The organism is Listeria sp. SHR_NRA_18, from assembly GCF_003856515.1.
In the GTDB taxonomy this organism is placed as follows: Bacteria; Bacillota; Bacilli; order Lactobacillales; family Listeriaceae; genus Listeria_A; species Listeria_A newyorkensis.
Genome location: NZ_QPKR01000002.1, coordinates 1 through 26,563 on the forward strand (window position 1 = coordinate 1; position 26,563 = coordinate 26,563).

Annotated in this window: 20 protein-coding genes; 2 read left to right on the plus strand and 18 right to left on the minus strand. The window is 40.4% G+C overall.

Annotated elements, in window-relative coordinates:
• The 17 genes from DUK53_RS04195 to DUK53_RS04275 all read right to left on the minus strand — a co-directional run.
• Positions 1 to 864: toxin Cry1Ac domain D-VI-related protein (locus tag DUK53_RS04195; protein WP_236637263.1), on the minus strand; the 864-nt coding region annotated here is incomplete at its 3' end.
• Between the two features lie 225 nt (positions 865 to 1,089).
• Positions 1,090 to 3,375 carry an MSCRAMM family protein gene (locus DUK53_RS04200; protein ID WP_124892573.1) on the minus strand — a complete coding sequence of 762 codons (2,286 nt, stop codon included), beginning with the start codon at positions 3,373 to 3,375 and terminating at the stop codon, positions 1,090 to 1,092.
• A 139-nt stretch (positions 3,376 to 3,514) separates the two neighbouring features.
• Positions 3,515 to 4,735 (minus strand): DegT/DnrJ/EryC1/StrS family aminotransferase, encoded by a 1,221-nt coding sequence (locus DUK53_RS04205; RefSeq protein WP_077947592.1) that lies wholly within the window; start codon positions 4,733 to 4,735, stop codon positions 3,515 to 3,517.
• 38 nt (positions 4,736 to 4,773) lie between these two features.
• Positions 4,774 to 5,382, minus strand: a complete 609-nt coding sequence (locus DUK53_RS04210; RefSeq protein WP_036089245.1) for a sugar transferase — start codon at positions 5,380 to 5,382, stop codon at positions 4,774 to 4,776.
• Entirely contained in the window at positions 5,366 to 6,556 is a 1,191-nt protein-coding gene (locus DUK53_RS04215; RefSeq protein ID WP_036132022.1) for a glycosyltransferase family 4 protein, read from the minus strand. Before DUK53_RS04215 ends, DUK53_RS04210 begins: the two co-directional genes overlap by 17 nt.
• Before the next feature lie 14 nt (positions 6,557 to 6,570).
• Complete coding sequence (locus tag DUK53_RS04220) at positions 6,571 to 7,689, minus strand: glycosyltransferase family 4 protein (protein WP_052164928.1); 1,119 nt, start codon at positions 7,687 to 7,689, stop codon at positions 6,571 to 6,573.
• The gene (murJ, locus tag DUK53_RS04225; protein ID WP_036132025.1) at positions 7,686 to 9,176 is read right to left on the minus strand and encodes a murein biosynthesis integral membrane protein MurJ; all 1,491 of its coding nucleotides are present in this window, start codon (positions 9,174 to 9,176) and stop codon (positions 7,686 to 7,688) included. The genes DUK53_RS04220 and murJ overlap by 4 nt, the downstream gene beginning before the upstream one ends.
• Positions 9,177 to 9,200: 24 nt before the next feature.
• Positions 9,201 to 10,349 carry a glycosyltransferase family 4 protein gene (locus DUK53_RS04230; protein WP_036089248.1) on the minus strand — a complete coding sequence of 383 codons (1,149 nt, stop codon included), beginning with the start codon at positions 10,347 to 10,349 and terminating at the stop codon, positions 9,201 to 9,203.
• The gene (locus DUK53_RS04235) at positions 10,349 to 10,828 is read right to left on the minus strand and encodes a hypothetical protein (RefSeq protein ID WP_036132028.1); all 480 of its coding nucleotides are present in this window, start codon (positions 10,826 to 10,828) and stop codon (positions 10,349 to 10,351) included. Before DUK53_RS04235 ends, DUK53_RS04230 begins: the two co-directional genes overlap by 1 nt.
• A complete protein-coding gene (locus DUK53_RS04240; RefSeq protein WP_036132031.1) occupies positions 10,800 to 12,176 on the minus strand; it encodes an O-antigen ligase family protein in 1,377 nt (458 codons plus the stop codon). Before DUK53_RS04240 ends, DUK53_RS04235 begins: the two co-directional genes overlap by 29 nt.
• Before the next feature lie 10 nt (positions 12,177 to 12,186).
• Entirely contained in the window at positions 12,187 to 12,855 is a 669-nt protein-coding gene (locus tag DUK53_RS04245) for a CpsD/CapB family tyrosine-protein kinase (RefSeq protein WP_052164929.1), read from the minus strand.
• Between the two features lie 18 nt (positions 12,856 to 12,873).
• Positions 12,874 to 13,554, minus strand: coding sequence for a YveK family protein (locus DUK53_RS04250; protein ID WP_036089251.1), 681 nt, complete (start codon positions 13,552 to 13,554; stop codon positions 12,874 to 12,876).
• Positions 13,555 to 13,579: 25 nt separating this feature from the next.
• The gene (locus DUK53_RS04255; protein ID WP_236637264.1) at positions 13,580 to 14,926 is read right to left on the minus strand and encodes a nucleotide sugar dehydrogenase; all 1,347 of its coding nucleotides are present in this window, start codon (positions 14,924 to 14,926) and stop codon (positions 13,580 to 13,582) included.
• Complete coding sequence (locus DUK53_RS04260; protein WP_052164930.1) at positions 14,923 to 16,326, minus strand: polysaccharide biosynthesis protein; 1,404 nt, start codon at positions 16,324 to 16,326, stop codon at positions 14,923 to 14,925. The genes DUK53_RS04255 and DUK53_RS04260 overlap by 4 nt, the downstream gene beginning before the upstream one ends.
• A 26-nt stretch (positions 16,327 to 16,352) precedes the next feature.
• Positions 16,353 to 16,817: a DUF4352 domain-containing protein gene (locus tag DUK53_RS04265; protein ID WP_036089252.1), complete on the minus strand. Its 465-nt coding sequence runs from the start codon at positions 16,815 to 16,817 to the stop codon at positions 16,353 to 16,355.
• A gap of 97 nt (positions 16,818 to 16,914) precedes the next feature.
• Positions 16,915 to 17,595, minus strand: a complete 681-nt coding sequence (locus tag DUK53_RS04270; protein WP_036089253.1) for a Crp/Fnr family transcriptional regulator — start codon at positions 17,593 to 17,595, stop codon at positions 16,915 to 16,917.
• A gap of 255 nt (positions 17,596 to 17,850) precedes the next feature.
• Positions 17,851 to 19,314, minus strand: coding sequence for an AcpB/EbpR/MafR family transcriptional regulator (locus DUK53_RS04275; RefSeq protein WP_036089255.1), 1,464 nt, complete (start codon positions 19,312 to 19,314; stop codon positions 17,851 to 17,853).
• 297 nt (positions 19,315 to 19,611) lie between these two features.
• Between DUK53_RS04275 and DUK53_RS04280 the strand changes: the two genes are divergently transcribed.
• Complete coding sequence (locus DUK53_RS04280; RefSeq protein ID WP_124892575.1) at positions 19,612 to 22,134, plus strand: toxin Cry1Ac domain D-VI-related protein; 2,523 nt, start codon at positions 19,612 to 19,614, stop codon at positions 22,132 to 22,134.
• Positions 22,135 to 22,226: 92 nt separating this feature from the next.
• Positions 22,227 to 25,310, plus strand: coding sequence for a toxin Cry1Ac domain D-VI-related protein (locus DUK53_RS04285; RefSeq protein WP_124892577.1), 3,084 nt, complete (start codon positions 22,227 to 22,229; stop codon positions 25,308 to 25,310).
• 54 nt (positions 25,311 to 25,364) lie between these two features.
• Here DUK53_RS04285 and DUK53_RS04290 read toward each other — a convergent pair whose 3' ends face one another.
• Positions 25,365 to 26,540, minus strand: a complete 1,176-nt coding sequence (locus tag DUK53_RS04290) for an MFS transporter (RefSeq protein WP_036132073.1) — start codon at positions 26,538 to 26,540, stop codon at positions 25,365 to 25,367.
• Between the last annotated feature and the right edge of the window lie 23 nt (positions 26,541 to 26,563).

Sequence of the window (26,563 nt, forward strand, 5' to 3'; positions counted from 1 at the left end):
TTCGTTTTGTCCATCTAGTAAGCTTTGTGCTTTGTCGATATCTTTTTGTAAGTCTGCTTTTACTGTTGGATCTTGTACTTTATTCACTAAAGCTTGTGCCGCATCGATTGCCGCTTGGTCTGTTGTCAATTTAATGCCGGTTTTTGTTGCATCTGTGAATAGGGCATCCACAGCAGTTTTCGCAGTATTTTGCGCTGCTTTATCTGCTGTTTGTTTTGCTAACAATTCTTTTGCTTTATTAATATCGTTTTGTAAATTGGTTTTATCCGTTCCTGCTGCAAGTTTATCTACTGCTGCTTGTGCTGCATCAATTGCTGCTTGGTCTGTTGTTGGCTTCAAGCTATTTTTATTAGCATCTTTGAAAAGATTATTGACCTTGTTTGTTGCATCCGAAATATCTTGGCTAGTCGATGTAAAGCCATCGTTAACTAAATAACTTACACTTGCAACAACAGCTGTTCCTGCCTTGTTATAATAATCCACAGTAAGCATTCCAAATTTAGGAATCTCAACTTTTTTATCTAATGTATAGATTTTTATCCCAGTAGCTGTTGGTGTTTCCAATATTCCATAATTATAAAGTTCGGCACCAACTCCATTACTAGTAGCTCTAATTCTAATTGTTCCACCAGTACTAAGTTTTGTTAAATTAACTACAACGTTAATTTTTCCGTTAGCTTCATTCACAATTATGTTTGATGATTGAGATGATATAGCACTGAAGTAATCCGTTGCTACTGTTGCTTCTGCTAGATGTCCACCGCTCAATGATTCTGATAAACTTAATGATGTTGGGAAAATTTGCGATGCTACAATTGTCGTTGTTAATAAACCTACTGCTATTTTTTTACTTGCGTTTTTCATTTTAGTTTTTACCTCTTTCAATTTTTAAAATTTTATTTCTTACAATCACGGCTTTTTATACCGCGAATAGGAACTCTTTAGTATTACCTTCTAACGATTTTTCTCTCTCACCTCCTTAATTTAAGTTTACCAGCTATAATTGTCAGTTTTTTTTTAGTTTTCAATCCCATATTTTTTTTATATGACGATTTCATGAACTTTTTTCGTTTTTTTGTCAAATATATTCTACTTCTCACTTATTCTTCGATGTCTAATACACGCTAAAAGTAGTAAAGAGCCCAATATTACCCAAACTAAGGAACTATGATCGCCTGTTTTAGGGAGTTTAGAATCATTTGCTTTTTGTGCTATTTTTTCCTGTTTTACGCTAATATTTGATTTGGAGATTGGCACAATAGATGGTGCTTTTTGCGAAATAGGGCTTATTGGCTTGTTAGGTGTTTTTACTGGTTTTTCTGGTGTTGTGACAGAATTCTCTGGTGTTTTAGCAGGATCATCTGGATTACTTGGGTCATTAGGTTCAACCGGATCGATTGGGTCGTTGAAAATTGGTGGTATTACTGGAATCGCGCTATTTTCGACAGTTAATTGTATGTTACTTCCTTCGCTAACTACGTCTACTTCATGAATCGTTGGGTCTAACAAATAGTTAATCGGTGCCGCTGTTTCTTCTAATAAATATTTACCTGGCAGCAACCCAATGAAATATAGTTTTCCATTGATATCTGTTTTTCCTTCAACAAAAGTTCCATCGGGGCTCTCTAAACGGAAGGTTGCATCAGCTAAAAACACGCCAGTATCTTTGTCCACTTTTGTAACTTCAAGTGTACTTGGTGCTATTTTTTTATTTTCAACTGTGATGTTTAGTGTGCTCAGGCTGTTGTTCGTAATTGTGACTGGAATCGGTGTCGAATCCAACGCGTAACCTTGACTTGCATTTGTTTCGACGAGCTGATAATCTCCAGGTACTAAGCCTTCGATTAGCCATTCACCATTTGCATTCGTCACACCAGTATCTACTACATCTCCGTTTGGGTTCTGTAATTCAAATACTGTGTCGGCTAGTTTTTGTGTAGAATCAGCTGCATCTTGCTTCGTAATAAGGATATCACCGCGGATTTTCTTCGTAGTAACCGTATTGGAATCATAATATTCGCCATTTAGCAAAATCGCTCCTGTATTATGAACACTATCTCCAATCGCTAAACGTGTTGCATCGACGCTAAATTTGGCTGTAGCTGAACTACCGATTGGAATATCTTTTTTGACAACTATCGTTAGCTCATTGTTTTGTTCTACAATGTCAAATGCACCTGAATCGTCACTTATGATACCGCTGTAATCAAGACGGCTATCCAATTTATCGGTAAATGTTTGGCCAGCTTTAATCGTTCCAGTTATCGCACCTAATTCTAGAGAATAATGGATGGTTGGATTTTTTGCTGTAATAACTGTTTCGTCCACTGTTTTTTTCAATACTTTATTAAAATTCTCATCACCATCTAGTCGGTACGTGAGACTCGCTGTTTTCGTAACTTCTTGACTTGTCATCTTCGCTGGGCCTTTGTATTGTTCATAAACATGCGTTACTTTTACTTTATACTCGACAAGAAGCATTTCATCGGGATCTAACTGATCGACGCTAAATGTTAGCTGTTGGGTGACTGGATCGTAGTTGATTTTATCAGCATATTGAGCTGTGACGTATTCTCGTGAGCCATCTGGATGTGTTAAAATAATCCGAATACCATCGACGGAACTGCTATCTGTTGCATCAATACCTTTTGTAACAGGTGCGTGAGGATCAATTTCTAAGCCTTGTGGCACTTCATCGGTAACGACGACATCATGCAGATTCAAATGTGTCTGCACATTCATCGCCAAATGAACTGTATTAAAACTACTATCCGAGGCATGAACCAAAGCAATACCGTTTTTATCTACTGTTCCCTTCCACCATTTCTCAAAAGGGACAGGCGTTCCAATTGGCTGCATCGAAATCGGTACAATTTCAGTGTCCGTTTTTCCTCGGTAGCTCGCTGTGAATTTTTGATCTGCTTGCAATGTCGTATTGGTGCGGATAATCGGTGCTTGAAAAGAGATTGTAAATGACGCCGACCATGCCGCACCAACGTTAAAGCTACTAACTGGCTTTACGTACACAATAATGCTGTCTGGCATCGATGCTGGTGATTTGTCCACGTGATCGATTGTGAAAGCCGTTGAATTTATATTTGTTAACGTGCCTGCGTTGTATACTTCTCTAGGAATCACTACCGAAATTAATTCTCCGTCATCATGCACAGTATCTGCATCCGCGCTTAATGTCACGCGTAAATTCACTTTACCCGAGCTAATAATTGGCGCATCATATACCCTTAAATCAATATTGAAATTCCCTGTTGCCCGCACGCCATTATTCGTTGTTACCGCACTAGCATTTACCGCTGCCATAAAAATAGTATTTATGAAAAGAACGAGCATCATTAAGCAATATATCCATTTCTTCAAATTCAATTCCCCCACAGTTTTATATTTTTACCTGAGTTATCTATGTCTATCTATCTTTCTATTTTAGACACTTCTCTTATCTAAAAATCACTGTGCCCCCCTTCAAAAAAAAATTCATGTCCCTTGCGCATAGATGTTTTTAAAGCAGCGCCATAGTTCCCGTTTCAACCAAATTAGCCTTGCCATCACCTCCTTTACTTTTCTCGCTTTGTTCATTCTCCTTAAAAATGTTCTCTAAAGCTGTACTGACATATTCTAGTTCGGCCTGCGTCAAGTTCGATCCTGATGGTAAACACAACCCCTCGCGGAACAACCTTTCACAAACAGATTCTTCCTCTTGCTCATGTTTATAAAATGGCGTTGTTTCAAAAACTGGTTGCAAATGTAGCGGTTTCCACAGGACACGCGTTTCAATATTGTATGCTTGCATTCTTTCCATCACATCGTACGGTGTCATACCTGTTTTCTCTATATCTAATGTGATAGCGCTGAGCCAATGATTCGATACCGAGTTAGAAAATTCCGGCATCATACTTACTTCGTCCAAATATCGACACTTCTCTGTATAAAAACGGAAATTAGCTTGTCTTGCCGCAATACGCTCATCCAAAACTTCCATTTGCGCGCGTCCAATCCCTGCTAAAATATTGCTCATTCGGTAGTTATAACCGATTTCCTCATGTTGATAATGGCACGCTTTTTCTTTTGCTTGTGTGGCTAAAAAAATGGCTTTTTCAATCATCGCTGGATCTTTAGCTACCAACGCACCGCCGCCAGATGTTGTAATAATTTTGTTACCGTTGAAGGAAAAAATACCAAAGTCTCCGAATGTCCCTGTTTGTTGCCCTTTATAAGTAGAGCCTAGTGATTCTGCGGCATCCTCAATGATTGGAACACCAAAGCTTTCACAAACAGTGACTAATTCATCCATTTTTGCACTTTGTCCGTATAGATGTACGATAATCACCGCTTTTGGTAAGCATTGTTCTTTATTCGCATCTGCTAACGCGCGTTCTAATGCTTGAGGCGACATATTCCACGTTTCTGGTTCTGAATCGATGAAAGTCACGTCAGCCCCTAAATATTTAATCGGGTTTGCACTGGCTATAAACGTGAAGGAGGAACAGAAAACCATATCTCCGTGCCCTACTTCCAATAAACGCAACGCTAAATGAATCGAAGCTGTTCCAGAACTTGTCGCACAAACTGATTTAGCCCCAGTGTACTGTTTAATTTGCTGTTCAAATTCTGTAACATTCGTTCCTAGCGGCGCAATCCAATTCGTGTCAAATGCTTCTTGAATGTAGTCCTGTTCCTTGCCGCTCATATGTGGTGTTGATAGTAAAATGGCTTTATTCATCCGTTTTAACCTCTTTCATCATTAAATTTATACGTGACTCATTCTACCTGTGTCTCGCCTATCGTTCCTTGGAATTTTTCCGTGGTGACATGATTATCTTGACTAATATCCGCGCTACCAAGCACTTTACCAATAGTTTGGATAAAAATTTTTAAATCCAGTTTAGCTGAATAATGATCCACATAATAAACATCCCATGCAAATTTTGCTTCCCAACTGATTGCATTGCGTCCGTTCACTTGTGCCAAACCTGTTATGCCAGGCCTCACGTCATTTCGTTTACGCTGTTCTTCGCTATACAAATCGTTGTACTCCATCGGGAGCGGACGTGGCCCAATCAGACTCATATCACCTTTTAACACATTCCATAATTGCGGCAACTCATCTAGGCTGTACTTCCTCAAAAACATCCCAAACGAGGTTAATCGCGCATCATCTGGCAACGCTTCTCCTGATGAGGCAAACAATTGACGCATCGATTTCAACTTATAAATTCGAAAAGCTTTCCGATTCTTCCCAGCACGCTCACTTACATAAAACGGTATTTCTCTATATAAAAGGTAAAATATAATCGCACAACCTAAAACTGGCAAAATCGCGATAATTCCCATACTAAAAGCAACAACAACATCAATACAACGCTTCATTTCTAGCGACTCCTTTCACCAAAATATCATGTACACGACCTGCCAAACGCTCAGCATCATAATTTTCACTTAGTCGCTTACTTGCTTTCTGCGCTTTGAAATAACGCGCCTTGTCCTCTGCCATCTCTTCAATAAATCGGCAATACCCTGCCTGATCTGTATATAGAAATCCTTTGCCAGCACCGCTTTTCACTAGGACATCATGCTGCCAACCTTGATAATTCAATATCACCGGTAACCCCGCTGCTAAAAAGTCGAAAAATTTATTGGCACTGTTATCCCAAAGAATCCGAGCATCCTTCACTGTCATCGCACCTAAATCGCAACACTTAATGAAACTTTGTACTTCTTTTTTTGGCATTTCATCTAGAATTAGCACATTCTCCAGTCCCTGTTCCGCAACCTGTTGTTGTAATACCGATTTCTCTGAGCCTTCACCGATGAGTAAAAAACCAATATGCGATTTATCTTTCATTTCACGAGCGGCATTCACCAAATGTTGCAATCCATTTACCTCACCCATCGTACCTGGATGTACGACGACGAAACGATCCTTCATCCACGATTTCACAGCGAGAGAAGTCGGTATTTTCGCGGTAATTCGATTCATTGCTTCATTATTTGCGAGGTTTTCCACAACGTGCACTTTCTCACTGCTCACACCTTTCGCAACGATGTTTTCCTTCATTGCCGGCGATAATGCCACAACATGTGCTGCATGCTTATACAACTGCTTCTCTAAATAAGACAGCATTCCAATCAAAAAACGATTTTTCAAATAACCTAATTTCACGGGCACATCTGGCCAAACATCGCGGACTTCGAATACGAATGGTGCGCGCTTTATTTTGCTGAGCGCTAAACCAACCAAACCTACCGTTAGAGGCGTTGACGTTGCATATATCACATCGACACTTTTTTGTTTCATGCCTTGTTTGAAGCTACCAGTCATAAATTGGCCAAATGCTTGAATCCTGCGCCATTTGCTCATTTTTTGATTATATTTCGTTGCGGTAGAAATGACCTCAAGCCCTTCTGCCGTCGTTTCACTCGTTCCAGTTCCAGTGATAAGCGTGACGTTATGACCTTGTTTTAAGAAATATTTTGAGAACTCATAAGACCGTGTCGCGCCTTTTTCTTTTTGGAAATGCTGGTGTATATATAGTATCTTCAAAGTAACTGACTCCTTTAAATTTCGTCATATAATTCGCCTAATTTGCGTTCCTCAATCGACCAATTGAAGTTAGCTACATGTTGTTTATAGCCATTCGAGCCGAGTTCCATTTGCTTTTTTGGTTCATCTAGTAGCATCTTTATCTGTGCTGCGATTTCGTTCGGAGACAATGGATTGACCGCATAGCCACTCTTCGTTTCCTCCGCCAAACGCTCATATGACTTGAAATTGGAAAGCACATACGGTAAAGACAACGACATATATTCAAAAACTTTCGTTGGTAATGAGCGTAAATAGTTCGCTTCAGGGTGAAGTATTGCCAGACCAATGTGGGACTTCGCGTAATACGTCATCAACTCACATAAATCTAAGCGGCCAACCAGCTGCACCTCGTTCACCAAATCGTTCTCAACCAGGAATTCCTCTGTATACACTTCCAATCGTTCCGGCACTTTTCCTATAATAAGCAACTGAAATTGATAGTTTGCCTGTTTCAAAAGTTGCGCGACTGCAAGCATCTCCTTGAAACCGCGTATTTCATGAATCGCTCCCGCATAAATCAATGTCGGCGTCTCATATTTCGCTATTTCAAATACCTCTTGTAAAAAGGGATAATTGTAAACGTCCATCTGTTTCGTCGTCAATACCCCATAGTTTTCTTTGTAATATTTCTCTGCATAAATCACTGCGTTCATGTTTTGAAGCATCTTTTTTTCAGCGGAAGAAACGATTCGTATCAACCACTTCGGCATGCTTAACTTACCGATTTTTTTCGCTTTCAACACTGCCGGGAAATCTTCATGCATATCAAAAATCACTTTTTTATGATGCATTCTCTGCAGAAAATAGCCGAGTGGTAGTAGTTCTGGATCGTGTAGATGAATGATTTGAGCATCAGATTGGCTAGCAATGGAATAGAATTTAAACCATGTTTGCCACCGCTTCATCATGCTTTTCGACGTAAATGTAATCACACGCAAATTCGGAATGTTGTTTTCATAGACATGATTACTGGCTGCTGCATAAAGCGTTACATCATAGCCTAGATTAGCCAAACTCACAGCCTCTTTATGAAAAACACGCGTATCATTCCAAGGATGGACCGAGCTCATTATTAGAACTTTTTTCATCATTCGCTTGCTCCTTTCGTTTTTAAAGTTCGGATAAAACGTCTTTGCGTGAGGGCGACAAGTGCGCCGTATATTGCTATTCCAACTACAACAAGCAGTAATAAAGATACGATTGGGGACAAACTAATTTGCGCTTTTAAATAGTAGAGTACAGCTCCCATCACGCCTGCGTTGACAAGAATAATCAGTTGTTGTTTGACCAACTTATGCCGCGCATCCATTCGCCCAATTCGTTTTTCGAGTAGTCGATAAGCAAACCAAGCAGATACAAAATTCATAAATCCGGGGATAAGAAGTACTGCGTAGATATTAAAAATAGGAGTTAAAATCAGGAGTAACAAAACATTGGCGAGTATTGTGAAAATAGAAATTCGGGACGGCGTTTTTGTATCATCTAAACAGAAGTAAACCCGGTAAATGAAATCTCGTAGCACTAATCCCGGTAAACCAATACCCAGCATGGTCATAAATAAAGTCACTTGTTGCGTATCCGCTGAGGTAAACGCACCCCGTTCGAAAAGCAGTGCCGTGAACAGGTCACCGATAACCGCAATCCCAACGACCAATGGAATGACAAGTATGTTCGTAACGGTGACATATTTGATAAATAATTCTTTTCCAGCGTTAATTTTTTTAGCAAACATGCGCGTCAATGAAGGGTACACGAGAGTTAAAATATTAACAAGAACAAGCGCCTGAATAATGCTTAAAATCTGGTTTGCATAGCCTAATGTTGCCACGTACCCTTGACCTAAAAAACTAGCCAGCGTTGTTGAGAAAAGTAGCGAAACTTGAAACACAATCGAGTTAAAAACAACTGGCCCAGTTTGGCGTATTAATTTGTGGAAAATTTGATTTCCCCATTTAAACTGGATACGAAATCCAAATCCACGGTTTCGAACAAGCAAGATGCCTGCTTCAAGAATAAATGAAATAGTCAAAAATAAGCTGACTAACAAAATAGAGGGTTTTTGCGCCAAGACGATGTAGATACCGCTGAAAATTGTGCTGCATAACGTCGCTATTTTTGCAGTTAGAAAATCGTTCTCGACTTGCCGGAATGCAGTTAAGACAGCGGTCAAGACGCGATAAATTTGTGCAACACTCAGAATCATAATAATCAACAAGGTTAATGTTAGTGTTTCCGATAAACCAGACTGATGCTTCAATATCCAAAACAAACTTCCAATACCTAGCCCTACCGCCACTATAATTCCTAGCAGCAAGACACTGACATACGTATTGATTGCCGCTCGTTCAGCCACAGTATCTCCGCGCTTCGTTAAAAACGGGATGAGTACAATGATAATCGCTGGTATAGCTAAGTTCGTAATCGATACCGTATACGTATTCGCTAAATTATAAGCATCTACTTCCGCGCCCACTCCGAAAATTTTTGCGATAAATACATTTTTTATCAAACCGAAAAATTGAGTGGCAATCGTCAGTAGTATCATCAGCATGAATGGTTTCATTAATTTGGAAGTCACTCGTAAATCACCTTTTCTAGCTTTTTAGGCCTCTAAGTTCTGTTTATAAAACGCCACTGTTTTTCTTGCAATTTCTTGCCAAGCGAAATTATCATGAACAGCTTTCAAAGCTTTATCCCCCATCTCGAGGAGTTTCTTTTCATCAGCTAGCATTTCCAAAACGCCGTTCGCCAATGATTCAATAGATTTCGCAGGTACGAGCAAACCCGTTTCGTGAGGAGATATAATCTCAGGAATCCCGCCAACACTTGTTCCAACAAGCGGTTTCCCACACGCCATCGCTTCTAGGCCAGCAATGCTCGTCGCCTCCATCAAGGAAGGTAGCACGACAACATCCGCTGCATTAAAATAATGTGGCATTTCTGGATTCATCACACCCGTCACGATTGTCACACGCTCTTCCAGGTCATTTTCTTCAATGAAAGTACGGATTGCAGCTTCCTGACTTCCACTCCCAACAATCAAGATTTGAATCGTTGGGTTGTTTGCCAGCATCTTTGGAATAGCTTTCGTAAAGTACAGGACACCATTCTTTTCTTCCAGTCGCCTCGCAATCATCACAACCTTATCCGAAGCCTCGTATCCTAGCTTCAAGCGCATTACACGGCGCATCATTTTATCTGGATAAAATTTAGAGACATCCACACCGTTTGAAATATTCCGAGCAGCTTTCTTTGGCAAAACCATAGCAATTTTACTCGTCAGCTCAGAACTCGGCGCGATAACGCCATCCATATGCCCAAGCAAAACACGGCAACGCGTAAATTTCTTTTGCGCATACCAATTCAGAAAAGTGGAGGAATGGTTTGTAAAAATTTTTACACCGTCGAATGGGATTTTCGTAATGACCGAATCAGCGATAAGTTTATGCCAGTGAATCACTTGAAATACGTCTTCTTCCAGCAGTTGTTTTATTTTACGCCTGCCTTTATACATGAATTCTAATGCTCTAATTTTTCGTCTATTACTTACTTTCACCCGCACGACACGGACGTTACCGACATACACTTCTTCCGGCAATTCATTCTCCGGGTCATATATTTTTGTAAGCAACACAACGTTATGCCCTAGAGCACTGATGGCGCGGCTAATTTCTAGTACATGAGCGGCAATTCCTCCAACACTTGGATAGAAATCATCGGACACCATTAAGACATTCAGTTTCTCCATCATTATTTTTCCACCGCCCACTCATAAAACGCGTCTCTTTTCGGATCTTCATAGACGATTTTCTCAATGACACGATCCTTTGGAATGGCAAAATATACAGCGCCGTGAATTACCTTATCCCCAGAAATCGTTTCGCCAAGCTCGTCTACCATTGGGTAGTTTAGTTGATATTTCCCATTGGAATCCAATGCTTTGAAAAAACTCGCCGCCATCGGAATGTTGTATTCTGTCATATTTCCAATCTTCATTTTTACTTTCATTAATTTTTTCTCTTTTAGGTTCTCGCCTTTTGGTAGGCTTTTGCTGGCATCTTTTATAGATACCATTTCTATTTTCAAGCTCGTGACGATTGCTGCCTCATCTTTTGGAAAATCATGTTGCATTTGTTTCGCCGTAGTTTGTTTCGGTTCTTCGTTTTGCTGACAAGAAACAAGCACACTTACTACAAATAGACTACTTATTAAAAGTATGATTTTTTTCATTTTCAAGCTCCGTTCGTTTAAAGTAATGGTTCAATATCGCCAGAATTATCCCAAAGCTGATCCATACATAGCTTTTTTCAAGTGTTGTGCTTGATGCGAATGAAATGAATGGAAAGGCGATGCTAATGATTAGGGGCAACATATACCAAGGTTCTTTTCCTTTGTTCTCGTACCATAATCGGAAGCTAAATTGCCACACGAAGTACAGGAATAAGAAAAGGAACAACGCGGATAGCAAACCGTAATTAGCTAAAACTTCTAGCAAGAAATTATGCACGGATACGCCACCTTCTCCATTTTGCTCATCGGCTGGAAAGTATTGCGCTAATGCCATTTGCACATTCCCAGGGCCAAGTCCAATAAAATGCGTATCTTGAATCGTCTGCCATGTGTAGTTTGTAATCTCCAGTCGAAAATCAGTTGACGTATCTTTTTCTGTATAGGTTCGATTCACCTGTTTTGTGATTTCTTGCATCGCTGGTAACTGTAAGATAAGTGGGATAGAGAGTACAATCAGCACTCCCCATTTCCACGATTTTTTTACAATAAGGAGAAACAAAATACCTGCGATTAAGACAAGTGCAATGCGAGATTGTGTCGCGATGATAATATAAACAGACATAACTGAGAGCGAGATTTTTATTATTTTCCCAAAATATGTCTCAGATCGCATGTATACGAGGACCAAGGGCAGGAATAACACAAGGAAAGACGCGAGGTCATTCGGGTTAAAAAAAGTTCCACTAGGCAAGAATTGAACATTTCCAATCGCACCGTTTAACGCTGATTTTTTCAAGTGAAGCCCTGTCGTTATCTCATACATAGCGATGCTGATGTTGATGCTAATCACACCGCACAAGAGTAGCGCCAGTCGTTCTAGTTTCTTTTTGCTATCCAAATAGTAAATTCCAGTTCCTATCAGATAAATCGCTTCGATGATGTAATATAAATTTCGGAATCCTGCTACTGGATATTTTGCCCAGACGAGTGTTATTGCCGCTGCAAAGAGCCAACCGAGGAGCAGAAGTAACATGATTCGCACACGTCTATTGAGCCAGGACCAGTCTTTCCAAGTTAGCAGTAATAACAGCACTTGAACTGGTAGTAAAATTCGATACAAGAACAAGCTCTCATATCCAGGAATAGAAAGGATTGAGCCGAAGAATGAGGCAACAACGAGAATTACCCAAGTCATTTCTGCTAATTGTTTCAGTGTGAAAAAGAAACTAAATACTATGATAGCGATAAGAAACGGGAGAACTAACACTTCTTTATACAGCGTTCCTACAGCAAGTAATGCTAAGAAACTAAATACAAAGGTCACTTTTAAAGTTATTGTTTTATTCACGATCTCCACCTCAGTATTTGTAGCGATAACCTTTCATATCATTTTTAGATGCCGGCACACCATTCACTACGCTGCCAATCACATGCGCGTCAGAAATCTCCAGATATCGCATCGCCTGCTTAATATCGCTACGCTTCGTCCGTTTAGCAAAAGCAACAAAGAGTACACCGTCACACAATGAGCTGAGAATCCGGCTATCGGTAATTGGCAGAAGCGGCGGGGCATCAATAATAACGTAATCAAATTGTTGTTTCGCCTCTTCAATAAGCTGCTTCATCTCTAAAGAATCCACCCACTCACTCGGATTTAGCGGCGCAATTCCTGTGGGCATTAACCTCAAATTCGGATGATGCGTTTCTTGGGTACATTCCATCAATGTTTTTTCACCCATCAAGCGATCTATCAATCCTATATTTTCCGAAATTTGCATATATTTTCGCAAAGATGGCCTATGGAAATCCGCATCAATTAGTAACGTTTTATTTCCTTTCTCCGCGAAAATACCAGCAATGTTAACACTCGTAAAACTCTTGCCTTCACTCATATTCGCCGAAGTCACCATAAAATTGCGGATACCTTGTTTTTTCAACATGAATTGCAGACTTGTCTGAATGCTATGGAATTTTTCTTTGTAAAATTGAATCTCTTTACTCTGTTCAAAATCACGATATGTCTTCATACCAGTCTCCTTTCTGCGTTATTTAATAAGCGGAATATCACCAATAAATTTCAGCGACAGTTCTTCCAAATCGGATTCTCCTTCAATGACATTCCGGAAAAGGTAAATAAGTGAGACTAAGAGGATATTGCCAATGATTCCAAGAACAAAAGCAATCATCGTGTTGATAATAATATTTGGGGATGTTGGTTCTAGTGGAAGATTCGCTGGCTCTAATATAATGACTTTATTATTAGAAACGAGCTTCGGTAGGTCTTTTTGATAAGTCTCTGTAATCTTATTTACGATTTCTTGTGCTCTTTTAGGGCTTCCATCTTCTACTGATACCGTGAAAACGAGGGAATCCTTATCTGATTGGATGCTTATTTTTTTTGCTAAAGCGTCATTTGATTCAGTTAGATTCAGCTCTGACCTCACTGTTTCCAGCGTTCGTGAGCTTTTTAATATCGTGTTGAATGTGTTCGCCATCTGCATATTGGTCTTTAGTTGCTCCGAATACACCGTTGTTTCTTTTTCCGAACCAGACTCCACATTAGTTGTGATAAAAATCTGCGCGGATGAAGTATATTGCGGTGCGATATAATATTTACTAATACCAAACGCAATCGTCATGGCAATCAATGGCAAGGCGATTAGCCAGATTAGATTATTTTTAATAATCTTTAATGTGACGCCCAGCTCCATTGTTTTTGCACTCATTTTTGTTCACCTCTACTTTTTCTATTCATGCTTGACCTATCTTGTGCACGTGTGCATGTTGCTTCTTCCAAACATTTCTAGTATCAATAATGCAGGGACTTGTTGCTAATATCTGATCATAATCAACCGTCGAATGCTTTGTCATGATAATAACACCATCATAGGCTTTGACATCCGCTATTTTGGATACCGGATAAATAGTTTCACCAGAAGCATCACGGAACGATTTCACAAAAGGATCGAGTACAGTGAGTTTTGCATTAGCTTCTTTCAAATGCTCATACACGTGTAATGCTGGGGATTCTCGCACATCGTCAATATCGTTCTTATACGCCATACCAACGAGTAAAATGCGCGACTGACTGAGTGACTTGCCTTGTTTATTAAGCGCTTTGCTGGCGATTTCCACGACATGTTTTGGCATCGAAGTGTTCACTTGTTGCGCCAGATCAATAAATCTGCTGAAAAAATTCTTCTCTTTGCCTTTCCAATAAAGGTACATCGGGTCAAGCGGAATACAATGCCCACCAACACCTGGCCCTGGATAAAATGGCATGAATCCGAAAGGTTTGGTTTTTGCTGCATCGATGGCTTCCCACAAATCAATACCAAGTTGTTCTGCCAACAACGACATTTCATTGATAAACGCAATATTAATGCTGCGGAACGTGTTTTCTAGTAATTTTGTCATTTCGGCGATTTCTGGCGTAGATACTGGAACAACCGTATCAAATGCATTTTCATAATATAACTGGCCGAGTGCAGAACATTTCTCTGTCATACCACCGACTACTTTCGGGACTTCTTTCGGCTTAAATTGTTTGTTCCCTGGATCGATTCGTTCTGGAGAAAAGCAGATGAATAAGTCCTCACCAGTTGTCCAGCCTTCTTTTTCGAACTCGGCATAAATCAGATCGCGCGTTGTACCTGGATATGTTGTACTCTCCAAAACGAGTAGCGTACCTTTTTGAATCACTGGTTTCAAACGAGAAACAGTGTCATTGATGTAGCTCATATCAGGTTCATGGGATTTGGTAAGTGGCGTCGGAACACAGATGCTGATGATGTTGGCTTTTTCCAGTTCCTGATAATCCGTCGTTGCTTGGAAGCGCTGATTTTGTAATGCTTCACCAATCACCCTTTCTGGAATGTCGATAATGTGCGATTTTCCGAGTGATAGGGTTTCTACCTTGCTATCATCCAAATCCACACCAATAACTTGAAAACCTTCCGATGCAAATTCCATCGCCAATGGTAAGCCGACATAACCCATACCGATAACGCCAATCACCGCTTCTTTTTGCAAAATTTTATTCGTCAAAATGTCGTAGTTGCTAACTGTTGTCATAGTTTCCAATTGCGTATACGTCATATTTTTTCATATCTCCAATCTAATTCTACTAATTCGAATAACCGCTTTTTACGTTCCTCATCTGTGAGACCCATATAAATGTCCAGCAACATCTGAATGCCGACTAATTCGGCCGGATGCGGATTGCCTTCCCCCACAAAAATCTTATCAAAAATTTGAACTGGGTTTTTTTCGTGATTTTCGAATAATTCTTCCTGTACTTTTTCACCTTTACGGATACCGATAAATTCAATCGAAACCGTTTCACGTCTTCTTCCAGTCAAGTCAATTAATTTATAAATAACATCCAAAATCTTAATCGGGTCACCCATATCAAGAACAAATATTTCACCACCGGATGTCAGCATACTCGCCTGAATCACAAGCTTACTCGCCTCTGGAATCGTCATAAAGTAGCGTTCCATATCAGGATGCGTCAATGTCACCGGTTCGTTGTTACAAATTTGACCGTGAAATAGCGGGACTACACTACCACGACTGCCTAACACATTTCCAAATCGCACCACACAAAAGTTCGTTTGAGATGTTTGGTTGAATAACTGTACAATTTTTTCAGCGATACGCTTTGCCGCGCCCATCACAGTTGTTGGCTTCACAGCTTTATCAGTTGAAATCATGACAAACTTGTCCACACTGTGTGCATCAGCAACTGCCGCCAAATTCCACGTACCTTGCGCATTATTCGCAATTGCCTCCGTGCTGTTTTGTTCCATCAACGGTACATGTTTGTGCGCTGCAGCATGGTAAACAATGTCTGGACGATACTCCTCAAAAACAGCTTCTAGTCGTTCTTTATTTTGAATATCTGCAATACATGGAACCAATGCCACGTGCGAATACGCTTTTCTTAATTCGCGATGAATATTGTAAATACTCGCCTCACCATGCCCCAGCAAAATTAACTTTTCCGGCTTTCCACGCATAATTTGGCGTGTAATTTCTGATCCTATCGAGCCACCAGCACCAGTCACTAAAATCGTTTTATTCTTCACCATCCGTGCTACGTCTTGGTAGTCCAACTCGAACTCATCACGTTCAATGATATCTTGGTACGCAACAGGACGCATTTCAATTTTCGCCTTTCCAGCAAAAATATCTTGTAATGCTGGCAAAACTTGCGTCTCAATTTGTAATGCGATACATATGTCCAATATCTGTGCGCGCTTGGCATATTCCAGTGAAGGTATCGCCAGCAATACACATGTAATGGCTTCATCTTTCACAATTGTCTCTAATTGATCTAGCCCACCAAGCCTCGGCGCTCTATCCAACTTCACATGCGGACTATCATCTAGTAACCCAATAATTTGGTATTCGGAACCCGTTCTATTCGTCAGCTCGTGAAAAACATAGTTAGCCGCTTCTCCACCACCGATAATTACCGTCCTTTTCAAAACCATTTGTTATACCTCGCAATCATTGTCTATCATTTTTCAGGGCTCACTTGCCATTCATATTTTTCTTTTGTAATCGGATGCTTATAAACTACCGTATACGGGCCCTTATTATCTGATTTAAAATAGGCATATCCAGTCATTTTTTCCTTCGATGCAATATTTTCTATCATATTTTCAAATGGATATATAGCTAGCTTTTCATTTTTATTGTTCGTCACCTGAAGTGCTGTACTATCAAAGAACAAATCCTCAATCGATGTATTTTTCAACGTTATTTTCAACCGTAAAACTTGCTTCACTTGCTGCGTATCTTGATCTCGCTCATCCGTATAACTCGCCTGTTCCATATTTATTTCCAAACCCTTCGCATCTACTTTTTCCTGAACTTGGTGACTTGGCCTATTTGCTTTTTCAGGCGTTTCACTCCCAGTACAGGCGGCGATAGTCATGGATACTACAACGATACCCGCAATAGCTAATAATTTTTTGAACACTCTAATCCCTCCAAACGCATTTACTGTTTCAGTAACTGTATTTATCTTCATCTCTAATAATATCTATTTATTCTAAAAAAATTTAATAAACTAATCATCAGAAAAATAAGTCATCTAATACTAGTATATTTCGTGATTGAAAAATAATACTTTCTTCTTTTTCCAACTGCGTCAATACAGCACTCAGGGTGGTATTACTTACCCCAACATAATTAGCCATTGCTCCACGCGTGAAACATCTTGGCAGTTTCACATAATTATCGATGCGATCTGTTCCAAAACGCTCCACGATGACTTGAAGCATATTTTCAATCTTCTGCTGATTCGTATCGCTACCACTTACAATTTTCATCGCGTAACGTTCGTACATCATTCTCATATAGTTGTAATGGTACAAATAACCTTCTTGAATACTCATCATTTTAGCGATAACATCACTTAGCAAAAAGCGCCAAACCATCATTTTTCCTGTTAAAACCTCACCACGCATCTGCGTATTGCGAATCTCTTGACTATGATGTAAACCGATAAAATCTCCTTCACCGACGAAATCAATAATCTGCTTGCCAATATACAGCGCGCCGACACCATTTTCTACAGCATATACATATGGTGATTCCACTTGAGCCGATTCCAAAATGATCTGATCACCTCTCCCAAATACAACACGTTCCTTATAAATCGGGAAGTTACTGTCTTCAAGTAATAGCCTAAATAATTTTTGCGGATGGAAATCTTGTTCAATCGTATCACGATTATAAAGCTCCATTAATTCCATTTCCTCACCTCCAAAATTATACTAACAGTTATAATTATCTTTTATTTTAAAAAAACGCTACTAATCCCGTTAATTTATGTCTATTTCGTGAATTATCCGACAGTGCCTTGTTGCTTTGCTGCTAACTCTATTTAATCATCTCCTGGTATGTTAGAGTAATCACAATTGTCACTAATGACTGCCAAACGTGAAAAAACTTACAAAAAAGAGCAAAGAACCGTAGCCTAAACCACGTTTCTTTGCTCAATGCTGTTCTTATTCCACATCAAAAATAAGGCTATTTATTTTCTCCCAATCTTGATCTGTAGGCATGCGTTCCGTTCTGTATTTAATACAATCAAGTCGCTCACCATCCTCTTTGTAGTTATATACAACAATATCCGCGTCTAAATCCTTCACTACTTTATTCGTAATATGCTGGTTTACTAGGAAAGTTATCTCTACATCGGGATTCACAAAACTATCCACCAAAACATTCAAATAATTCAGATAAGAATTTTTGCCATCAAAAGCAAACACCACATGTTTTTTCCGCTCTCCTTTACTTTGGTGTGAAAAATAGGTAAACATCGTAAAATTAACCGCAACATCCTCTACATACTCTATCCCAAATTTTTTTTTAATCGGCGCATCAGTCAATATTTCTAACCACTTTATATACATAGCTGGATGTCTGTGCTTAATAAGCCGATTGATATCCGTGCTATTTCGTTGGAAAAGTGGCGTTAACTGGGTGAGAAAATAGACATTCCGCAAGTATAGCACGTATAAAGAAAACATCTCTGGTTCAGGCAATTCCTTTTCTAGTTTCGTAAAAGCATTTACTAAAAATTGATTGATTAATTCTAAATTCTTTACATCTATCAATCCTTCTATGTCTACTGTCTTGCCTTTCTCATACACATAGTTATCAAGAGATAACAAGCTACCATACATAAACTCATCTTCTGTCACATACTGTTCCTCAATACCTGGAAAGTAACTCCGTCCAGACCTAGGCATGAACTTATACGTTGACAACTGTCTCACAGACGCTTTCAAACGTGACTCTAATACAAGCGTGTGCCCCTGCTCCAATCGTTTCCTAATTATCATAATCCAATACAAACCACTCCAATGTTGTGTCGCTATTTTACGATCCGTTTTATCTATAGCCTCACTATACCACCGTAGAAAAATCTCTTTATCCTCCTCTGTCGGCTTGTTCATAGAAGAAATATCATTCGTATTGTAGAGAAAATGAAAGTAAAAATGACGAATGTTCACTTCATCGCCAACGATTGCAACTGGGGTTAACGTCAACTCCAATTTAAATTCCTTTAATATCTTTTTCAGATGACCTAGATAGCGATACAACGTCGAGGTAGATAAAAATAAATCATCTGCCCATTCATCAATAGTTAAAAATATCTCATCGTATACACTATTGACAATCGTATACAGCGGTGATTGTTCTGCAATTTGGACGACTAAATCCTCAATTAAATGCGCATGATTAATAGTATATCCAGAAGCCGAACTAAACTCCACAATATTATCTTCTGGCAAGATATACTCCAAATCCTTCATATCCCGAAACAACGTCCGCTTAGAAGTCCCGAAATCATCCGCAATCTCATCCAGCGTTATCGGATAGTTGGCCTCATAAATTGCTCTCAACAACTTAATTTGGCGTTTTATCTTTTTATCAGCAACCAATTGTGAAAAAAAATGATTCATGATAAACCCTCCTTCAAATTATATATCCTTGCTTACGTTACCTTGCTCTCTTGGAAAACATTCCTCCTTTCTAAAAAAGGTTTCCATATCATTCCTCCTTTCTGCGACTTATTATAAATGCAACTTCCTCTTTACCGCAACTTCTTCTTTTAAAAATGACACTCATAACTGACAAGAGTGAATACACAACTTTTGGCTTCCATGGTTAAATAGAGTTATCAGCAAGAAGCACACAGACAAAGAAAGCCACAAAAATAAATTACCAATTCCAAAAAAATTTGAAAGAGGTTATTATTTATGAAAATGAAAAAATTAGTCAGCACACTCGCACTAACATCTATTGTTGGAGCTAGCTTAATGACACCATTTCAAGCATTATCAGTTGCCGCTGAGGAAAATCCAATCATCATTGGATCTACTGGAAACTATACTAACACCCCCGTTGGACCGAATCTTATCAGCCAAGACTTCACAACTATCAATAACAAATTCAAAGATTACCAAATCAGTGAATCGAGCATTATAACAAACCCAGATCCCACAAAAACGCCAACCTTGTATGATGATAGCAACTGGTTACGTACAAATATCAACTCCACTCAAGCAATTTCCGCAACTAATCCATTTAGTTACTCTACACGTGATACCGCAGTTACTGCTCAAAAGAAAGCGTATATTGCGACAACTATCAAAACAGAACCTGGAAAATTATATCAGTTTAAATATGACACAAAGCTCTATAATACAGGCGGTTTTGCTACAAGCCCACAAAATGGCCTCATCCAAATGAACGCACGGGTCGCAACACATACTGGTAATGTGACATACAAAAGTAATTCGTATAGTTTAGCTGGAAGATCCGCAGAAACCATAACGAATAAAAATGAAATTATTGAGTTTAGAGCAACCTCCGATAAAACAGTTATTTCCGCAGAAATGTCCTACCAGAATCTTGGTACGAACACTGGTTATCATTTTGCTGCTATGAGTAATTATTCTGTGACAGAAATAGATGAAGCTGCAAACCAAGAGGCACGGGATGCTGTAGCTAACCTATTTATCGATAAAGAAGTGACTGGTACTATAAACAACAACGCGGATCAAGCAACAATAGATGCCGCAAAACTACTAGTGGATGCCGTACTATCGGATAGCGTACGAGCAGAATTGCAGAATCAATTAAACGAAGCTCAAACGCAACTAAATGCTCGTAATGAAGCAATTGCTGCCGAAAAAGCCCGTGAAGAAGCTGCCGAAAAAGCAGTGAAAGAACTATTCACAGGAGATGATCCAACCAATAACACCCTTAAAAATACAACGTCACAACAAGAAATTGACGACGCAAAAAAATTAGCAGATACAGTCACTGATCCTACGAAAAAAGCAGCCCTACTAGAAGACTTAGACAAGGCTCAAAACCTACTAAATACACAAACGGCCGAAAAAGCCCGCCAAGATGCCGCTGAAAATGGCTTAAAAGACTTGTTCAATAACAATGATCCAAGCGGAACAATCAAAGACACAACCACCCAAGAAGCTATTGATACCATCCAAGATCTAATCAATACAGTCACAGATCCAGCGCAAAAAGCAGCGTTACAAACCGAATTAGACAACGCACAATCACAATTAGATACACAACTTGCTCTTCAAAACAGCGCAAAAACATCTGTCGACAACTTGTTTAGCGACACCAACCATACAAATCTAGCGAATGACGTAGACCAAACTGACATCGACAACGCAAAAAATCTCGTAAACCAAGTCACAGATCCGACTATTAAAGTCGCTTTAGAACAAGATATCGCAAAAGCTCAAGCATTGTTAGACGCCAAAAATGCAGAAATCGCCAATCAATTAGCCGCCGAGAATACAGTCAAAGCCTTATTCGACAACGACGACACGAAAGGTACTATCAAAAACACGACGGACCAAGCTGCTATCGACGCTGCCCAACAACTCGTAAACACCGTGATCGATCCAGCCAAGAAAATCGAGTTACAACAAGCGATCAACAAAGCCCAACGCCAACTCGCACTCGGTGAAGTCACGATCGACACTTACACTGTAGGTAGCCATAACATCACAGGAACAACGAAAGCAGGCGTAACCAAAGTCGGCATCTATGTGAACGGTAAACTCATCCGCACTGCTTCCGCAAGTAATGGCACGTACCAAATCTACGCTAGCACAACACCAGAACTACAAGTCGCGGGGCAAGCCTTCGAAGTCGCACCAATCGCAGCAGACGGCACAATTGGACTAAAATCTAGCTCTGTAGTTTCCGCAAAAGTAACACCAGAAAAAATCGTGAAACCAATGATTGACGATTACTTCAAAGGCACAAGCTACATCACAGGTACAGTCTCCTCTGAAGCGAAGAAAATCGCGCTTTACATCGACGGTCAATTCGTCCGCTACGGCGCTGTTACAGGTGACACATTCAAGATCTATGCATCCGATATTGCCTTGCTCAAATCAGAAGGGCAAACATTCGAAGTAGTTGCTGTAGATAGCGTTGGAAACGAAGGTGAACGCGCTTCTTCTAACGTGAAAGTGAAAACCATCAAAGGTATCGTCATGCCTAATGAAACAACAACACTTTCGACTTACAACACAGGTACAGTCACAGGCGATGTTCACATGATCGCACTCTATGTTGACGGTCAATTCGTCCGCTATGGCGCAGTCACTGGCACAGACTACAAAGTATATATCTATGATGTCCCAGCTCTACGCATCGCCGGTACTACTTTTGAAGTAAAAGCATTAGACACAGCTGGTAACATTCTTTACACTTCCACTCAAACAGTTCAATAAGACTTCTCCCCTCGTTAAATGCAACCATTCAGCAAACTATTAGTAAGCCTAATTTATCAAAAAAAATCCAAAATTCGAAAGAGGTTATTCATTTGAAAATCAAAAAAATTATTAGCGTTTTAGCCGCAACATCTATCCTAGGAACAAGCATTGTTACTCCTCTAAATATTATATCCACAGAAGCTTTTGCCTCTGTGACAACACAATCCGTAGGTGCAAATCCAAACTTGCTTAATCTTAATTTTGATAAAGCTACAGAAACAACATCCTTCAAACTTAAAAACTGGATTACTGGTACTGCGACAAACAATATAAAAGCTAATACCCCAACCTTCACCCAAAGCGGAAATAAATATTCCACTTCGGATGGTAAAACTATTCAAGTAAATAGCCCCACTGAAATTGCCCTAGTCAACACAAGTGGAAAATATTTCATGGTCGGTCAATACATTAATACAGAAATTGGAAAAGAATATACAATCTCATCTAAGTATACAAATCCTAATCCGAACGCTACATCCAATTACTTCTGGATGGGTGTACAATCAAGCGCCGATGTAATTAATGATAGTAAGTTTACCGCAGCTAGTGGCACAGACGAGCATACGTTTACAGCAACAGAAAGTCAAACACTTGTTTTCATACAACAAGTTGTCACAACTACCGGAGCTAAAACGCTAACACTATCTGATTTTTCCACAGCTAAGTCCAACTACCAAATGGCGAAAGAAGGCGTTAGCGCTATGTTCGAAACAGATGGCAAAGTAAAGACAACTGTGGATCAAGCATGGATCGATGAAGTTCAAGGCCAAATCAACTTAGTAACAGATGCAACGAAAAAACAAGCGCTCCAAACAGAACTAAACAAAGCGAAACAAAAAGTAGCTGACGATATAACGAAATCAAATAATGCCAAAACAGCTGTAGACGCACTATTTGTAAACAACACCTCATCAAGCGATTCAATCAAAGATACAACGACGCAAGCTGCCATCGATAACGCAAAAAATCTTGTAAGCCAAGTCACTGATCCAGTAGTAAAATTGGCTTTAGAAAATGATATTGCAGAAGCTCAAAACTTACTTGACGCTAAAAACGCCGCTATTCAAGCAGAAAAAGACCGTCAAGATGCTGCTTCTAAAGCTGTCAAAGAATTATTCACGAACGACGATACTTCTAGCAACAGCATCAAAAACTTAACAGACCAAACAGCCATCGACGCTGCAAAAGCTTTGGTAGACAAAGTCACTGATCCTACTGTCAAAACTGCTCTAGAACAAGACATCACAAAAGCTCAAAATTTACTTGATGCTAAAAATGCCGCTATTCAAGCAGAAAAAGACCGCCAAGATGCTGCTTCTAAAGCTGTCAAAGAATTATTCACGAACGACGATACTTCTAGCAACAGCATCAAAAACTTAACAGACCAAACAGCCATCGACGCTGCAAAAGCATTAGTAGACAAAGTCACCGACCCTACTGTAAAAACTGCTCTACAACAAGACATTACAAAAGCTCAAAATTTACTTGACGCTAAAAATGCCGCTATTCAAGCAGAAAAAGACCGTCAAGATGCCGCTTCTAAAGCTGTCAAAGAATTATTCACGAACGACGATACTTCTAGCAACAGCATCAAAAACTTGACAGACCAAACAGCCATCGACGCTGCAAAAGCTTTGGTAGACAAAGTCACTGATCCTACTGTCAAAACTGCTCTACAACAAGACATCACAAAAGCTCAAAATTTACTTGACGCTAAAAATGCCGCTATTCAAGCAGAAAAAGACCGCCAAGATGCTGCTTCTAAAGCTGTCAAAGAGTTATTCACGAACGACGATACTTCTAGCAACAGCATCAAAAACTTAACAGACCAAACAGCCATCGACGCTGCAAAAGCATTAGTAGACAAAGTCACCGACCCTACTGTAAAAGCTGCTCTACAACAAGACATTACAAAAGCTCAAAATTTACTTGATGCTAAAAACGCCGCTATTCAAGCAGAAAAAGACCGTCAAGATGCCGCTTCTAAAGCTGTCAAAGAACTTTTCACAAATGATGACACTTCAAGCGACACTATCAAAAACACAACTAGTCAAAGCACCATTGATGACGCGAAATCTCTTGTAAATACAGTCACTGACCCAACTGTTAAAGCTACTTTAGAACAAGACATCGCAAAAGCTCAAAGTATCCTTGATGCACAAAATGCCGCTCTACAAGCTGAAAGTACAGTCAAAGCACTATTCAACAACGACGATACGAAAGGCACTATCAAAAACACGACGGACCAAGCTGCCATCGATGCTGCTCAACAACTCGTCAATTCTGTGATTGATCCAGCCAAGAAAAGCGAGCTACAACAAGCAGTCAACAAAGCCCAACGCCAACTCGCACTCGGTGAAGTTACAATCGACACTTACACTATCGGCGGCAACTATATCACAGGAACAACGAAAACAGGCGTAACTAAAGTCGGTATCTATGTGGATGGTAAACTTATCCGCACAGCTGCTGCAAGCAATGGCACGTATCAAATCTATGCTAGCACAGCACCCGAACTACAGGTCACTGGACAAGCCTTCGAAGTCGCTCCAATCGCAACAGACGGAACAATCGGTCTCAAATCAAACTCTGTAGTTTCCGCAAAAGTAGCACCTAAGAAAATTGCAAAACCAATGATTGACGACTATTTCAAAGGCACAAGCTACATCACAGGTACAGTCTCCTCTGAAGCGAAGAAAATCGCGCTTTACATCGACGGTCAATTCGTCCGCTACGGCGCTGTTACAGGTGACACATTCAAAATCTATGCATCTGATGTCGCTCTAATGAAAACAGAAGGTCAAACATTCGAAGTAGTCGCTGTCGATAACCTTGGCAACGAAGGCGAACGCGCTTCATCCGATGTCAAATCGAAAACAGTAAAAGGCAACGTCTTACCGAATGAAACAACAACACTTTCGACTTACAACACAGGTACAGTCACTGGCGATGTTCACATGATCGCACTCTATGTAGACGGTAAATTTGTCCGCTATGGTGCAGTCACTGGCACAGACTACAAAGTATATATCTACGATGTCCCAGCTCTACGTATCGCCGGTACTACTTTTGAAGTAAAAGCATTAGACACAGCTGGTAACATTCTTTACACTTCCACACAAATTGTTCAATAATCTAGACAAAAATACCCCGATTTCTCATTGAAACTCAGAGAAATCGGGGTATTTTTATGATGCCTGCCGAACCTTCGCCACATTACTCGTAAATAATCCCGCCACACAAATCGCGATAAGCACGAAAATAAACGCGTTAAGCAAGCCGAAATGATTCGCTAGGAATCCCAGCAACGGCGGCCCAGCAAGCGATGCACTATATCCAGCCAGCGTCACCAAACTCACACGCCGAACCGCGAACTCACTCTCGTCCCCAGCCGCTGAAATCGTCATCGGGAAACCGAGCGAAGCGCCAAGTCCCCATAAGAAAATCGCGATGACGCAAAGCACGATAGAAATTTTCAAGATGACTAGAAGTAGGCCGATTGCAGCGAGAACCACCGCAATGCGGAGCAGCAACACGCGGCCATACGTATCAATCAGGCGACCACTCACCAAACGCCCGCTAATCATGCCGGTCAGGAAAACTCCGTAAATAATCGTACTAAAACTATGCGAAACATCATATCCGTCCACCATCGCGAGCGGAATCCAATCGTTCGCCGATCCTTCCACAAACGCGAGACAGAGCGCCATAATCGCCAGCGCCACCGTCCGTTTATTCAGCCACAAACGCCGATCCGCAGCCTTTTCCTCGACACTCGCCGTCTTGTCCGCAGCCGAATCCTTCCCAATTCCCGCCGGCACGAATCGCGTCGAAATCATCAGCGTCGCGAACAACAAACACGCCACAACCGTCAAATGCCAGCTGACTGAGATGCCCAATTTGATACAAATCGCACCGATTCCAGCGCCCGCCAACGTCCCAATACTAAACATCGCGTGCAACACCGGCAAAATCGTCTTTTTGATCCGGTACTCGATCTCCGTTCCTTCCAAGTTCATCGCGACATTGCACATTCCCGCGCCCATTCCAAAAATGAAGAGCGCTGCGAAAACCACGATTTGGCTTGCGACAAGCGCACCGATCGAAAGCGCGATAAACCCGCTAAACATGAAAAATGCACTCGTCATAATCGCAAATCTTCCGCCCCGTGCCCGCACAAAAAAGTTAGCCAACACCAATCCGAGAATCGATCCCATCGACAACCCGAGCAAAATAACCCCCATTGTCCCCGTCGTCGCATGCAACGCGTCCCGCAATTCCGGCGTTCGCGAAATCCAACTCGAAAAACTAAATCCACACGTCGTAAAAATTATCAAAATCGCATAATACCACTTTTTCTCCATAAAAACTCCCTTTTCTATCCCAT